Genomic DNA, 14,411 nt, shown 5'->3' with positions numbered 1-14,411 from the left:
CTTATACGTATTCTTCTAATTTTACTGAGACTAATTTCGATACACCAGACTCTTGCATTGTCACACCGTACAAAACATCTGCACCTTCCATCGTCCCTTTGCGGTGAGTGATAACAATAAATTGGGTATCACCCGAGAATTGCTTTAAATACTCACTGTATCGTACGACATTGGCTTCATCAAGCGCTGCTTCTACTTCATCTAAAATACAGAACGGTACTGGACGCGTCTGTAAAATGGCAAATAAAAGTGCAATCGCTGTCAGTGCACGTTCTCCACCCGATAGTAGCGATAGATTTTGTAATTTCTTGCCTGGAGGCTGTGCGACAATGTCGACTCCGGTTTCAAGCATATTTTCTGGATCGGTCAACACGAGATCCGCTTGTCCGCCTCCAAATAATTTACGAAAAACATCTCGGAAATGTTTCTGTATTTCAAAAAATGTACGGCTGAAACGTTCTGTCATTTCCTCGTCCATCTCTGTAATCGCTGAATGAAGCGTATCCTTTGCATCAATCAAGTCTTTGCGTTGTTCTGTTAAGAACTGATAGCGTTCGTTGACTTGCTCAAACTCTTCTATGGCAGCGATGTTTACCGGTCCCAACTCTTCGATTGAACGCTTTAACAATCGAACTTTAGAGCGCTCACGATCACTATCTTCCGGTAGTGAGAATGTCTGTTTCGCATCTTCATACGTCAGTTCATAGTCATCTTTTAACACAGAATAATAGCTCTCCAAGCTAGATTCTAGTTGTTCGTTTTGCATGTTCAACTTCTCGTGTTGCACGGATAGCGTGTGCAGACGTTCGGATACCGCTTCTTCTTCTAACTCGGCGGCGCGCACTTGATGATTTAGCTCTTTACGCTTTTCCCGTACGGACTGAATCGTTGTTTGCAAGGAATTACGAGAGATCACCAACTGCTCGATTTCTGCAGCTAATTCTTCGGCTGTTTGCCCTTCATGACCTGTTTGATACCATGCTAGTTCTTCTTCCCAACTTGTAATCTGTGTAGTCGCCTTCGCGATAGACTCAGACAATGCGGTTAATTCTCGATCAAGTTGGTGTGCCCGTTCACTTGCAAGCGCAACTTCTGTAATCACAGTCCCCAGTTGGTTTTGAATCGCGTCTTTCTGTTCCACCGTCTTAGACTTTAGAGCCGTCAACTCATCAATTTGACTCTGTATGGACTGCGCCTTCTGTGATCTCTCTGCTAGTAATTGCTCAATTTCATTTAAACGAGTTGTCGCTTGTTGTTGGTCATCTCCATGTTCTTGCTGTTGCAGATGAAACATATCTTTTTTGTCTTGCCATTTTTCGACTAAGTTTTCTGCGCTGGCAGCTTCAGAATAAACTTGTTGTTGATTGCTGCGGAGTTCTTCACCAGAGGACCGAAGTGTTTCAAGTTCTGTTTCAAGCTGGTCCTTCTTGCGTTTAAAATCTGCCACCTGTTGCTCAGCACGCGCGAGGTCTGTCTCTAGTTTCACAACGAGCGTAGAATAGTTCTCAAGGTCTGCTTTCCTTGAGAACACTGAACTTTGCTTTTTCGTAGTTCCGCCTGTCAATGACCCTCCAGGGTGAACGATATCGCCATCTAGAGTAACAATTCGTGCACTGTGGTTGATCAGCTTTGCCAGTTGAGATGCACCATTCAAGTCCTTTGCGACCACAATAGTCCCGAGTAGATTATCTCGAATAGGACGATATTCCGGTTCGCAGGAAACTAGCGTATTTGCCGTTGCTACAAATGCCGCATGATTTTCAAGCTTTTTCAACTGAAAATCTGGAAGTTGACGTGGCTTTATAACATCCATCGGAAGGAATGTTGCTCTCCCTAATCGCTGTTGTTTCAGATAGGCAATTGCATGCTGCGCATCACGTGTAGTATCCGTTACAACATGTTGTGCTTGGCCTCCGATCGCTGTGTCGATGGCCGTTACATATGCTGTAGGGATATCTAATAGTTCCGCGACAGCTCCACGAATGCCGTTAAACCTCTCTTCATTTCGTTGTTTTAATAATTCTCTCACACCTTGGAAATAGCCACTGAATTCCGATTCTAATTCTACAAGGGAGTCTCGTTTTGCACGAAGCTGATGAAGTTGTTGATAGCCATCAAAGAGAAGTTGTCGTTTCTTTTCATACGATTGTGAAACATCATCATAGACCACTTTTTTTTCTTTAAATGCTAATAAGGCCTGCTCGAGCTTGTGATCGAGTTGCTCTTTTGAAGCATTAGCAAGGTTGTGGGCATTTCTCGCCTCGTCCAGTTGACGCTCGATTTCTTTTAAATCCGTTGAGAAACGAGCATAATGGAGCTTTTGCTTTTCTGTTTGCTGTTCTAAAATTCGTTGCTCGTTCTTTAGTGCCGCGGATTCATTTAAGAGTTCTATATAATCCGCTTTTAATGTCTCTACTTGCACTTCTAAATCTTCTTCAGACGTATGTAGAATTTGCTCGAGCTGGTTACGTGTATCACGCAACTCTTTTATTTTTTTCGCTTGCTCCTTTTTTTGCATCTCTAGTTGTTCATGTTTCTCTTCTAGCTGTTTTGCTTCTTGTTTTGCGACCGCAAGTGAAGCTTGAAGCTTTTCTATTTGTTGTTTCCGATTATTTTGTTTTTCTTCTAAGACTAGCTTTCTTCCTTCTTGACGCTCTAAAGTTGTAGAAACTGTAACAGCCTCATCTTGAAGCGTATCGAGTGATTCTTCAAGTTGTGAAAGTTGTGAACGCGCTTGTGTAAGATGAAGAACGAGTTCTTCTTTTTGAGTACGTGTAGACTGGACTTCTTTTGCTACTTCTTCTGCATGTTTTGCAAGGACTTCCAATTGATCCTCAGCCTGTTCAATGTCGAATAAGGCCAAACTTACTTCACGTGTTCGAAGCTCTTCAGCGAATGCCAAATAATCCTTCGCAATGGATGACTGAATTTGAAGCGGCTCAATACGCCCTTCTAACTCATGCAAAATATCCAATACCCGGTTTAAGTTGTCATCTGTTTCAATTAATTTAAATTCTGCTTTTCGTTTCCGCTGTTTGTATTTTAGAACGCCTGCTGTTTCTTCGAATATCGCGCGACGATCTTCTGCCTTACTGTTTAGAATTTCATCGACTTTTCCTTGCGAGATAATCGAAAAGGCTTCACGCCCTAACCCTGAATCCATGAACAGTTCCGTAATGTCTTTTAAACGACAAGTTTGACGGTTCAGTAGGTAATCGGAATCTCCTGAACGGTAAACGCGTCTCGTCACACTCACTTCCGCATACTCGGTATGCAGCGCTTTGGACTGGTTATCTAGAACGAGCGTGACTTCTGCAAAGTTGAGTGGTTTGCGGGAGTCACTCCCTGCAAAAATGACGTCTTCCATCTTAGTTCCACGCAACGATTTAGCAGATTGTTCACCAAGTACCCAACGAATCGCGTCTGTAATATTGCTTTTACCGCTTCCGTTTGGTCCGACGACTGCTGTCACACCTGGAACAAAGTCCACTGCAATGCGTTCTGCAAACGATTTGAAGCCTACAATTTCAAGCCTCTTTAAAAACATACTTACTCATCCGCCTTTAATTTCTGTATTGCCAGTTGCGCAGCTTGTTGCTCCGCTTCTTTTTTTGACCTTCCGCTACCTTCTCCAAGAGGTTCTGCATCTAAAGACACCTGTGAGATGAAGATACGATTGTGAGCGGGACCTTTTTCTTCAATGATTTCATACTTCAATTGTCCAGAATTGTCTTGCTGGACAAGCTCTTGAAGTTGACTCTTGTAGTCCGAGACTTTTGAAAATGCTCCCACTTCAACTTTTGGGAACATCACAGTTTCCAGAAGCTCAGTGACTTTATCTAATCCTTGATCGAGATACAAAGCGCCTACTAATGCTTCAAATACATCCGCTAGAAGCGCAGGACGATTACGCCCACCCGTATTCTCTTCTCCTTTGCCAAGCAAAATATACGAGCCAAGATCCAACTCATTTGCCAAATGAACAAGGGACGGTTCACAGACAATCGACGCACGAAGTTTCGTCAACTCTCCCTCGGTCATTTTCGGATAACGATGGAAAAGGTATTGGGATACTGCTAGTTCGAGTACGGCATCACCAAGAAACTCCAACCGTTCATTGTCAATAAACGATTTTCTGCGGTGTTCATTTACATAAGATGAATGCGTGAACGCTTCAAACAATAGACTTTCGTTTGTAAATACAAATTCTGTTTGTTTTTGAAACTCGGCCACTTTTGCTTTTGCCTCTGCACTGTACACTGGTTTTTTCTTTGATTCCTTCATTTGCCTCAGCCTTTCTACATGTCTATCCTTCTTAGTTTACTGTTTATTACAAGCCTTGCATAGTCTCGGCCTAAAAAAGAAAAACCAGAGAGTCTGCACTCTCTGGCTACGTTTCTTTATTCGCCTAATTTACCTTCAATGTACGTTACTGCAGAACCTACAGTTGAAATATTTTCAGCTTCCTCATCAGAGATTTCCATGTCGAACTCATCTTCAAGCTCCATTACAAGTTCAACTACGTCTAATGAATCAGCGCCTAAATCTTCACGGAAAGAAGCTTCCATTTTCACTTCGCTCTCATCGACACCAAGGCGGTCTACGATGACTTTTGTTACGCGTTCTAATACTGTTGACATTTCATGTCACCTCCCCTCATTAGTATACGCAAAAACCTGCGTCTTGCCTAGATTACATGTACATTCCACCGTTGACATGGAGTGTTTGCCCTGTAATATATGTAGCTTCATCCGAAGCTAAAAATGCAACAGCTGCTGCAATATCTTTTGCAGTTCCAAAATGGCCGAGTGGAATCTGTGCAAGCATTGCGGATTTGATCTCTTCAGGTAGTGAATCCGTCATCTCTGTTTCAATGAACCCTGGAGCAATCGCATTGACTGTAATATTGCGTGATGCAAGTTCGAGTGCGACAGACTTTGTCATGCCGACGACACCCGCTTTAGCAGCTACATAATTCGTCTGACCCGGATTCCCAGATGCACCGACGATTGAGGAGATATTGATGATACGTCCTTTGCGTTGCTTCATCATTTGACGCGTAACAGCTTTTGTCGTTAAAAACACACCTTTGAGGTTTGTGTCGATCACATCGTCCCACTCACTGTCTTTCATACGCATTAGCAAATTATCACGCGTGATTCCCGCATTGTTTACAAGGATGTCGATAGAACCGTATGCATCAAGCGCTGCTTTCATCAGTGCTGTGACATCATCTGCGTTTGAAACAGACGCTTGCACAGCAATCGCTTGGCCGCCAGCTTGTGTGATTTCCGCCACAACGGATTCCGCTTTCTCTTTGCTCCCACTATAATTGACAACCACTTGAGCACCTCGTGCAGCCAAATCTTTTGCAATCTCACTTCCGATTCCGCGGGATGCACCCGTTACAACGGCAGTTTTTCCTTGTAAGCTCATTGTGAATCTCCTTTCAAATGGTACAACGTATTGGTGAGACTGAGTGTATCGAACACTGAATAAGTCGTTACAGATCGGTCAATTTTCTTAATTAATCCTGATAATACATTTCCTGGTCCACACTCAATGAATGTATCGACACCTAAATCCAGCATCGTTCGTATAGATTCTTCCCATCGAACAGGAGCCGTTACTTGTTCTATCAATAGTTTGCGAATTTCATCTGCACTTTCAACCGGCTTTGCTGTAACGTTTGCGATAATCGGCACTTTTGGTTCACGTAGTGGAATCATCGCTAACTCAACACCTAGCTTGGTTGCAGCTGGACGCATTAATGATGAATGAAAAGGCCCACTAACCGAGAGTGGAATTGCGCGCTTTGCTCCATGATCTTTTGCTCGCTCAGACGCTAATTTTACACCTTCAGAAGTACCTGAAATGACAATTTGGCCCGGACAGTTCAAGTTTGCCACTTGTACAGAGTGACCTTCAGTAGTAACAGCTTCTGTTACAGTTGCTAAGTCGTCAGCGGCCATACCAAGAATCGCTGCCATTGCACCTTGTCCTGCAGGAACGGCTTCGTTCATGAATTTCCCACGTTTGTGAACGATTGATGCACCGTCTTGAACAGAGAGAACCCCCGCCATCACAAGTGCTGAATATTCCCCAAGGGAGTGCCCCGCCATATAGTCGGGCTTCAAGCCGTTTTCCATAAGAATAGACGCAGCGATTGTACTACTTAGAAGAAGAGCCGGTTGTGCGTGATACGTTTTTGTTAATTCTTCAAGTGGTCCTTCAAACATTATGTTCGAGATGGGAATACCCATTGCTTTTTCAGCTGTCGTCAAGTACTGGTCATACTTTTTAAAGTTCTCAACAAGGTCTTTTGCCATACCGACAGATTGAGAACCTTGCCCTGGGAATACAAATGCTACCTTCATTGTTCAGTTTCCTTTCGAATGGTTTCCGCGATCACGCCACTTACATCCCATTCCACCATCGTACGTGCTTGGCGAATGGCGTGGAAGATAGCATTTTCATTAGAAGAGCCATGTGCTTTGATCACCGGTGCATTGAGACCAAACAGTCCTGCTCCACCGTACTCTGTATAATCCATCAACCCTTTTAAATCCGATAAATCATTTTTCACAAGAGCAGCAGCCAGTTTTGTCTTGGTTGACTTCATAAATGTTTGTTTCAACATTTTAAATAAACTACCTGCAGTTCCTTCGATTGTCTTTAGTACCATGTTGCCTGTGAATCCATCCGTCACAACAACATCCGCTACTCCGTCCAACAGGTCACGTGCTTCAACGTTTCCAATGAAATGGATAGGTGCCTCTTCCAACAGTTTATAGGCTTGTTTTGTTAAGTCATTTCCTTTACCAGGCTCTGTACCGATATTTAGTAACCCTACACGCGGCTTTTCGATAGACCGAACATTTTTAGCATAAATACTTCCCATCACCGCGTATTGCACTAAGTGCTCCGGCTTGGCATCCGCATTCGCACCAAGATCTAACATGACAAACCCCTTCCCATCTATAGTTGGAAGAGTTGGTGCTAGGGCAGGTCGCTCGATACCAGGTATACGGCCAACAATGAACAAGCCAGATGCCATTAACGCGCCCGTGTTCCCAGCAGAAATCGCAGCATGCACCTCCTCGTCTTTCACAGCTTGTGCCATCCGGACCATCGAAGCGTCTTTTTTGCGACGAATCGCACGAACAGGCTCATCCGTCGCTTCAATCTTTTCAGTTGTTGGAATTACTTTCAAGCGATCATGTTGTTTAAGATACGGCGCCATTTCTTGCTCGATACCATACAACATAATCTCAATATCTTGAAATTCATCGAGTGCACGGTAGGCGCCTTTAATAATTTCACCAGGTGCGTTATCGCCACCCATTGCGTCTAATGCAAGTTTCATTTTGTCACCTTCTCTTTGGATTGGGAAACGTGGTACATCTCAAATTCCCCTTCAAATACTTTTTCCTGATGAACTTTACTGATGACATGAATGATGGAGTTTCGTTCATTTGACCGCTCTAATACACGAGCTTTCGCAACTACTCGATCTCCTTTTTTCACTTGTTTGACGAAGTGTATGGTCGCCTTTTTCGTCAACGCAAGTTCATCATCCAGTAATGCGACTGCTAATGAGTTGGCTTGCGCAAACAAATGATGCCCTCGCGCAATGTTACGGGTTTGGAAGACATGCTCCCCGCCAATCTCAAGCATGGAAATTGCCGATTCACCAAGTGATAAGTCAATAATCTCGCCAATCACGTCATCTTCTGTCAGAGAGCGTACCCTTGACAGCCTATCCGTTGCTACATGCTTAATCCGTTCACGAAGTTCGGGAATGGATAGTTCCATGCGGTCCAAACGAATCGTTTGTACACTCACCGTAAAATGTGTGGCAAGTTGTTCGTCAGTTATAAACGGGTTTTCATCCAACATCGTTTTCAGCCCCGATTGTCTTTCTTTTTTGGAATAGCGCATGATTATCACCTCTTTTAGCACTTGGTACTAATATCAGTATATAAATAGAAAAAAAAGAATGCAAGAACTGTTTCGTTCTTTGCATTCTCAATCAATTCGCTGGCCTTCCAAAATACCTGATTGCTCAAGCTTTGCCCGAATCAGACTCCACTCTTCTGAATGCCAGAAATACTGGCTATCCACTAATCTTTCTGCATCTTCCCGAGCTGTTTGGAGTGCCCGGTAATCATGCACAAGATCTGCTACTTTGAATTCAGGCATCCCACTTTGCTTTCTCCCAAAAAAGTCTCCAGGCCCCCGAAGTTCTAAATCTTTTTCAGCAAGCGCGAAACCGTCGGTAGTTTCTGTCATCGATGTCATTCGCTCTTTCCCCACTTCAGTCTTGGGATCAGCGATTAACACACAATATGACTGATGATCTCCTCGACCTACTCTTCCTCTCAGTTGATGAAGCTGTGCAAGGCCGAACCGCTCAGCGTCAAAAATCATCATGAACGTCGCGTTCGGAATGTTTACGCCTACTTCCACAACTGTTGTCGACACGAGAATTTGACTTTCATTGTCCGAAAACTTTCGCATGACAGCGTCTTTTTCATCGGAAGGTAATTTCCCGTGCATTAATTCTACTTTGAACTCAGGTTCATAATAAGCCTGCAATTCATGGAAAATATCGAGTACGTTTTGTAGATCCAATTTATCGGACTCTTCAATGAGCGGACAGATTACATACGCTTGCCTCCCAGCAATCAGCTCTTTTTTTAGGCGAGACAATAATGCAGGTAATTGCTGTTCTTTCATCCAATACGTTTCAATTGGCTTTCGACCTGCTGGCATTTCATCAACGATTGTTACATCCATCTCTCCAAACGCTGTGATTGCCAGTGTTCGAGGAATAGGTGTAGCGGTCATGAACAAGATATCGGGCTCTAGACCTTTTTGTTTTAACACGCGGCGCTGTTCTACTCCAAAACGGTGTTGCTCATCTGTGACGACCACACCTAAGTTTTTAAATTGAACGTCAGGTTGAATCAACGCATGCGTCCCAATGACGACATCGATTTCCCCTGTTTGCAACCCTTCTAGAATCTGGCGCTTCATCTTAGCTTTCGTCGAGCCCGTCAATAATGCAACCTGGATGCCAAGCGGAGAGAACCAATCAAAGAATGCGTTGGCATGTTGTTCAGCTAGAATCTCTGTGGGTGCCATGATGGCGCCTTGCATGCCTGCACTATACGCCGCAATGATTGTGATTGCAGCAACGACTGTTTTTCCTGATCCAACATCTCCTTGAAGCAATCGATTCATTTGGTAGGGCGCCCGTAAATCTTTTAAGATTTCATCCACGGCTCGATTTTGTGCACGCGTTAATTCATACGGAAGAGAAGCTACAAAACTCTTGATAAGTAGCGGATCATACTCGACGGGCCGACCGACATTCGCATCTTTTCGAATTTTTTTCAATGCTTGCATTTTTAATTGAAATTGCAACAATTCTTCATACACAAAACGTCGACGTGCATTCTTTGTCTGCGCTGCATCTTCTGGGAAATGGATAGCTTGAAGCGCTTCGTATAAGTTCGGTAACCGATACGACTCACGAACAGACTCCGGCAATGGGTCCACAAGTTCTTCTTTCGTTAATTCAAATGCTTGCGTCAGTAGTCTACGGAATACTTTTTGAGTCACACGCCCTTTTAAACTGTAGACAGGTTCAAAATCATGATCATCTGTACGAGGCCCAAGCTGATGCGCAGAAGCTTGAATAACTTGACGGCCTTTGTCCCATTTACCGGAAATCGTCACGATTTCACCTGGTATAAACTTGGCTTTTAAATAAGGCTGGTTAAAAAACACCGCTTTAATCAAGTGTCTTCCTGTCAGCACTTTCACTTGTAGTCTTGATTTTTTCCCCATAAAAAGGATAGTTGGGTCACTTTCAATGCGGCCTTCAATTGTTACTCGTTCATTGTGATCGGTCAGGGTCAGATCTTTTAATCGAAAATCTTCATGTCGGGTGGGAAATGTGAAGAGGACATCTTCCAATGTGGAGATGCCCAATTCTTGTAATGCTTCTGCAGTTGCTTTCCCAACACCTTTTAAAATGGTGAGTGGCTCATGCAAAAGGTTATTGTTCACGACTCGCGACGGCTCCACCGAAGATTTTTGCTTCTAACCAGCGACCTGTTGGTGTTGCAGCTAATCCACCTTGCGCAGTTTCTTTCAGTGCTGTTGGCATCGTCTGTCCGATTTTGTACATCGCATCGATTACCTCATCACAAGGAATGCGACTTGTTACACCAGCAAGTGCCATATCAGCTGCTACAAGTGCATTCGCAGCACCCATTGCATTGCGCTTTACACATGGGACTTCTACAAGTCCGGCTACTGGATCACACACAAGGCCAAGCATGTTTTTTAATGTAATCGCAAAGGCTTCTGAACATTGCTGTGGCGATCCGCCTGCCATTTCTGTAATTGCCGCTGCAGCCATTCCTGCCGCAGACCCCACTTCAGCTTGGCAACCTCCAGCTGCACCTGAAATCGATGCATTGTTAGCGACAACAAAGCCAAAAGCCCCTGAAGTGAATAAATAGTTGATCATTTGCTCGCGCGTTGGGTTTAATTTGTGAATGACAGCAAACAAAGTACCTGGTACAACCCCAGCAGATCCTGCAGTAGGAGTCGCACAAATTGTTCCCATAGCCGCATTTACTTCATTCGTAGCGACGGCTTTGCTGACAGCGTCGAGTAATAGCTCACCAGATAAGGAGTTGCCTTTTTTCATATAGTTTTGAATAAGTACGGCGTCGCCACCCGTCAATCCCGATGTCGAACGTACTCCAAGTAATCCTTTTTCAACCGCTTCTTCCATGACAGTCAGATTACGATCCATTTGTTTCATAATTTCTTCACGCGTGCGACCTGTCACTAATATTTCTTGTTCAATCATAATTTCAGATATTAATTTATTTTCATTTTCTGCACGTTCGACAAGTTCCCGAACATTCCGAAATAATACTTCCATTTTTGTTCCTCCTACTCTGCAATTCGTGTGACTTGCGTGATATTTGGCAATGTCGCGATTTCTGCTAAAACGGATTCACTGACAGTTTGATCTACTTCGATGACCATTAAAGCCATGTTTCCTTTTTCTTTCCGTGACACTTCCATATGTCCAATGTTGATGTGTTGATCTGCTAAACATTTTGCAACACTGGCAATACAGCCAGATCGGTCTTCATGGACAACAAGAATTGCCGCTCCACCGCCAGATAAACGAAGAGGGAATCCATTCAATTCCACAAGCTCAACTTTTCCTCCACCGATGGAAATACCGACGATGGACATTTCTTGTTCGTCGTCTCCAATCACAATACGGGCCGTGTTCGGATGTTCTGTATGACCGGTCTCTGGAATAAATTCAAAATACAAGTCAAGGCGTGCTGCATCTTCAAATGCTGTTTTAATGCGCTCATCGTCTGTATCGTAGTCAAGTAGACCCCCGATGATGGCCACATCTGTTCCATGCCCTTTGTATGTCTCGGCGAACGATCCATAAAGATGGATACGTGCCCATTTCGGTTGACGCCCAAATAAGTCACGCGCAATGCGTCCAATGCGAGCAGCACCTGCTGTATGAGAAGATGAAGGTCCAATCATGACTGGACCGATTATATCGAAAACTGATTTAAATTTCATACGTCATTCCCCCAAACCTTTATCCTTACTAGTTTACTATGAAAACGCTTTTACTTCTAGTTCTTAGATGTGGAGAACGCCACTCTAAACTGTAAAACCCTCCACCCAGGTCGCCATTTCCTGGGAGGATTTCCCCGAGCCTCCCCACGTAAGATGAAAGAAGTCCACTTTCATCTTCGTTGCCGGGTCTCGGGAAAACCCTGATAACCCGGGAAATGACGCCCTGGGTTCCGGGCTTTATTACCACTAACTGGTGAAACCATTGAAATCCTCTTATTCTTAACTTCGATGGCAGACACTATATGAAAGTAGCTTTCACACTGGCAGTTAATTAGTTGAGTGGAGAGCAGGGGCTGACTCCGGAGGGATCAAAAGCGGAACGTGAGACCCCGCAAGCGTGTTTTTTCGCTGAGGAGGCTCACGACGCGCCCTCGGAAAGCAGCCCCGGAACGGAACTCAACTTTTATTTTTCGATGTGAAGAACGCTACTAACTTTAGCACACTACTAGGTTGATTATAACGTTAGTGGTCGCCATTATGACATTCCTGATGTTATGGAAACTAGTACAGTCGCCAAAACCCCTATTACTAAAGACACCATATAAAAAGAGAGTTTCTCAGTAACAAGAAACTCCCCTTCTAGCATTACATTAAAACTATACTTATTCGACAGATAAGATGTATGGATACAGCGGCTGTTTACCGTTGTAAACTTCTACTTCTACATCCGGATAATTTTCTTCAATCCACTCAGCAAGTTCGTTGGCATGCGCTTCTGTAGTATCTTGGCCATACAGAATCGTTAACAATTCTGCTTCCGCGTCTACCATTTTGTTTAGTAACTCTTTCGCAGCTTCGTCTAAATCCTTCGTTGACAGAATAATCTTACCTTCAGCAATCGCCATAAAATCATCTTTTGCAATCTCGACACCATCAATCGACGTATCTCGCACTGCATGTGTGATCTGTCCAGTCTTCACATGTGAGAAGGCTTGTGTCATCGATGTTTTATTGTCTTCAACAGACGCCTCCGGATTGAATGCTAGGACTGCTGCCATACCTTGTGGAACAGTTTTCGTTGGAACAACTGCCGCTTCAATATCAAGAAGTTCAGCTGCTTGTTCAGCTGCCATAATGATATTTTTATTGTTTGGTAAAATCAATACGCGCTCTGCACCGACTTCTTCAATCGCTTTCACGATATCTTCAGTAGACGGGTTCATTGTTTGACCGCCTTCGATCACTGCAGATGCCCCTAAACTTTTCAGCAATTCGCTAACTCCTGTGCCCATTGCAACCGTCACAACGGCATATGGATGTTTCACTTCTTTTGTTTGTTTCGGTTTATCACCCACAATATCTGTGTGTTGTTCACGCATGTTTTCAATTTTAATTTTAATGAGATCTCCGTATTGCTGCCCATAGTTTAAAACTTCCCCAGGCTGTTCAGAGTGGATATGGATTTTCGCGACTTCTTCATCTGAGATGACAAGTAACGAATCACCATATGCACTTAAATCATTCCGAAAATCTGTCTCATCAAATGACTTTTTCGTTTCATCTAAACGAACCATGAATTCTGTACAGAAACCGAATTCAATCTCTGACGTATCCATAAAGCCTTGAACAGCCATGTGGTGTTCAGCACTCACCATTTCGTCCATCGAAGCAGCGGACGTTTTCTCAGGTAATGCTTCTCCTTTAAGAGAAGCTAAAAACCCTTCATATACATAGACTAGTCCCTGTCCACCACTATCGACAACGCCTACTTCTTTCAATACTGGAAGTAAATCAGGCGTGCGTTTTAAAGAAGCCTTGGCTTCTTCTAGAGTAAGTGTCATGAGTTCATCGATCGCATCAACTTCTTTAGCTACCTCTACTGCTTTTCTCGCTGCATCTTTTGCGACAGTTAAAATTGTACCTTCAACTGGCTTCATCACAGCTTTGTAGGCTGTATCTACACCATACTGAAGTGCTGCAGCAAATTGTTCTGCTGTTACTTCAGAATAGCCTTCAACAGACTTACCGAACCCTCTGAAAAGCTGGGATAAAATAACTCCAGAATTACCTCGTGCGCCCATTAGCAAGCCTTTTGCAAGTGCTTGAGCTGTTTTACCTAGGTGTTCTGTTATTCCTTTAGCTGTTTCTGTTGCACCTGATGTCATCGATAAATTCATGTTCGTCCCTGTATCTCCGTCCGGAACCGGGAAGACATTTAATGCATCTACATATGCTGCATTTTGAGCCAGGTGGTGTGCACCCATCTGCACCATTTCAGCAAATTGAATCCCATTAATCGTTTTCATAAATTTCTCTCCCTTACATTGTCGCAACGCGAACGCCTTGCACATAGACATTCACCGATTCGACAGCCATGCCTAAAGATTTGCCAAGCGTATACTTTACTTTTGATTGGACTTGGTATGCGATTTCTGAGATCTTTGTCCCGTAGCTCACAATGATATACATATCAATATGCACTTTTCCGTCTTTTTCACGAACAAGTACACCTTTTGTAAAATTCTCTTTTCGTAAAATGTCAGATAAGCCATCTTTCACTTGGTGTTTCGAAGCCATGCCTACGATCCCGTAACATTCAATCGCTGCTCCACCTGCGATTTGAGCAATCGCATCTTGTGAAATTTCAATCTGGCCAAAGTCATTTTTTATTTCAATTGACATTGCAATTCCTCCCTAAGTCAAACTGACTACTCCCCATTGTACTATACGAAGCGTGTCCTGAAAAGAAACGATTTACTGATGAGCTGTAA

General features: G+C 43.6%; 12 protein-coding genes. All 12 read right to left on the bottom strand.

Features of this window, described 5'->3' with window-relative positions; all coding sequences use genetic code 11:
- Position 1 precedes the first annotated feature (1 nt).
- Positions 2-3,547, bottom strand: a complete 3,546-nt coding sequence (smc, locus tag ACF3OH_RS05675) for a chromosome segregation protein SMC (protein ID WP_392456240.1) — start codon at positions 3,545-3,547, stop codon at positions 2-4.
- A gap of 2 nt (positions 3,548-3,549) precedes the next feature.
- Positions 3,550-4,284: a ribonuclease III gene (rnc, locus tag ACF3OH_RS05670; RefSeq protein ID WP_392456237.1), complete on the bottom strand. Its 735-nt coding sequence runs from the start codon at positions 4,282-4,284 to the stop codon at positions 3,550-3,552.
- Between the two features lie 116 nt (positions 4,285-4,400).
- Positions 4,401-4,640 carry an acyl carrier protein gene (acpP, locus tag ACF3OH_RS05665; protein ID WP_204589025.1) on the bottom strand — a complete coding sequence of 80 codons (240 nt, stop codon included), beginning with the start codon at positions 4,638-4,640 and terminating at the stop codon, positions 4,401-4,403.
- Between the two features lie 52 nt (positions 4,641-4,692).
- The gene (gene fabG / locus ACF3OH_RS05660; protein ID WP_392456234.1) at positions 4,693-5,436 is read right to left on the bottom strand and encodes a 3-oxoacyl-[acyl-carrier-protein] reductase; all 744 of its coding nucleotides are present in this window, start codon (positions 5,434-5,436) and stop codon (positions 4,693-4,695) included.
- Complete coding sequence (gene fabD, locus ACF3OH_RS05655) at positions 5,433-6,377, bottom strand: ACP S-malonyltransferase (RefSeq protein ID WP_392456232.1); 945 nt, start codon at positions 6,375-6,377, stop codon at positions 5,433-5,435. Before fabD ends, fabG begins: the two co-directional genes overlap by 4 nt.
- Positions 6,374-7,366, bottom strand: a complete 993-nt coding sequence (plsX, locus tag ACF3OH_RS05650) for a phosphate acyltransferase PlsX (RefSeq protein WP_392456229.1) — start codon at positions 7,364-7,366, stop codon at positions 6,374-6,376. Before plsX ends, fabD begins: the two co-directional genes overlap by 4 nt.
- Positions 7,363-7,941 (bottom strand): transcription factor FapR, encoded by a 579-nt coding sequence (gene fapR / locus ACF3OH_RS05645; RefSeq protein WP_392456226.1) that lies wholly within the window; start codon positions 7,939-7,941, stop codon positions 7,363-7,365. The genes plsX and fapR overlap by 4 nt, the downstream gene beginning before the upstream one ends.
- 87 nt (positions 7,942-8,028) lie before the next feature.
- Positions 8,029-10,077, bottom strand: a complete 2,049-nt coding sequence (recG, locus tag ACF3OH_RS05640; RefSeq protein WP_392456224.1) for an ATP-dependent DNA helicase RecG — start codon at positions 10,075-10,077, stop codon at positions 8,029-8,031.
- Positions 10,067-10,966 (bottom strand): L-serine ammonia-lyase, iron-sulfur-dependent, subunit alpha, encoded by a 900-nt coding sequence (sdaAA, locus tag ACF3OH_RS05635; protein ID WP_204589019.1) that lies wholly within the window; start codon positions 10,964-10,966, stop codon positions 10,067-10,069. The genes recG and sdaAA overlap by 11 nt, the downstream gene beginning before the upstream one ends.
- An 11-nt stretch (positions 10,967-10,977) precedes the next feature.
- Positions 10,978-11,640 carry an L-serine ammonia-lyase, iron-sulfur-dependent subunit beta gene (gene sdaAB / locus ACF3OH_RS05630; RefSeq protein WP_204589018.1) on the bottom strand — a complete coding sequence of 221 codons (663 nt, stop codon included), beginning with the start codon at positions 11,638-11,640 and terminating at the stop codon, positions 10,978-10,980.
- Positions 11,641-12,302: 662 nt separating this feature from the next.
- Positions 12,303-13,946, bottom strand: coding sequence for a DAK2 domain-containing protein (locus ACF3OH_RS05625; RefSeq protein ID WP_392456220.1), 1,644 nt, complete (start codon positions 13,944-13,946; stop codon positions 12,303-12,305).
- A gap of 13 nt (positions 13,947-13,959) precedes the next feature.
- Positions 13,960-14,322, bottom strand: a complete 363-nt coding sequence (locus ACF3OH_RS05620; RefSeq protein ID WP_204589015.1) for an Asp23/Gls24 family envelope stress response protein — start codon at positions 14,320-14,322, stop codon at positions 13,960-13,962.
- Positions 14,323-14,411: the final 89 nt, after the last annotated feature.

Origin of the sequence: Chryseomicrobium aureum, assembly GCF_043182735.1 — a bacterium.
Lineage (GTDB): Bacteria > Bacillota > Bacilli > Bacillales_A > Planococcaceae > Chryseomicrobium > Chryseomicrobium aureum.
Note: the sequence above shows the minus strand (reverse complement) of the source record. Positions and strands in the feature narration are given on the sequence as shown.

Excerpts from the sequence above, each read along its gene's own strand:
- smc (WP_392456240.1), bottom strand. The coding sequence starts at position 3,547 with ATGTTTTTAAAGAGGCTTGAAATTGTAGGCTTCAAATCGTTTGCAGAA.
- rnc (WP_392456237.1), bottom strand. The coding sequence starts at position 4,284 with ATGAAGGAATCAAAGAAAAAACCAGTGTACAGTGCAGAGGCAAAAGCA.
- acpP (WP_204589025.1), bottom strand. The coding sequence starts at position 4,640 with ATGTCAACAGTATTAGAACGCGTAACAAAAGTCATCGTAGACCGCCTT.
- fabG (WP_392456234.1), bottom strand. The coding sequence starts at position 5,436 with ATGAGCTTACAAGGAAAAACTGCCGTTGTAACGGGTGCATCCCGCGGA.
- fabD (WP_392456232.1), bottom strand. The coding sequence starts at position 6,377 with ATGAAGGTAGCATTTGTATTCCCAGGGCAAGGTTCTCAATCTGTCGGT.
- plsX (WP_392456229.1), bottom strand. The coding sequence starts at position 7,366 with ATGAAACTTGCATTAGACGCAATGGGTGGCGATAACGCACCTGGTGAA.
- fapR (WP_392456226.1), bottom strand. The coding sequence starts at position 7,941 with ATGCGCTATTCCAAAAAAGAAAGACAATCGGGGCTGAAAACGATGTTG.
- sdaAA (WP_204589019.1), bottom strand. The coding sequence starts at position 10,966 with ATGGAAGTATTATTTCGGAATGTTCGGGAACTTGTCGAACGTGCAGAA.
- sdaAB (WP_204589018.1), bottom strand. The coding sequence starts at position 11,640 with ATGAAATTTAAATCAGTTTTCGATATAATCGGTCCAGTCATGATTGGA.
- ACF3OH_RS05625 (WP_392456220.1), bottom strand. The coding sequence starts at position 13,946 with ATGAAAACGATTAATGGGATTCAATTTGCTGAAATGGTGCAGATGGGT.
- ACF3OH_RS05620 (WP_204589015.1), bottom strand. The coding sequence starts at position 14,322 with ATGTCAATTGAAATAAAAAATGACTTTGGCCAGATTGAAATTTCACAA.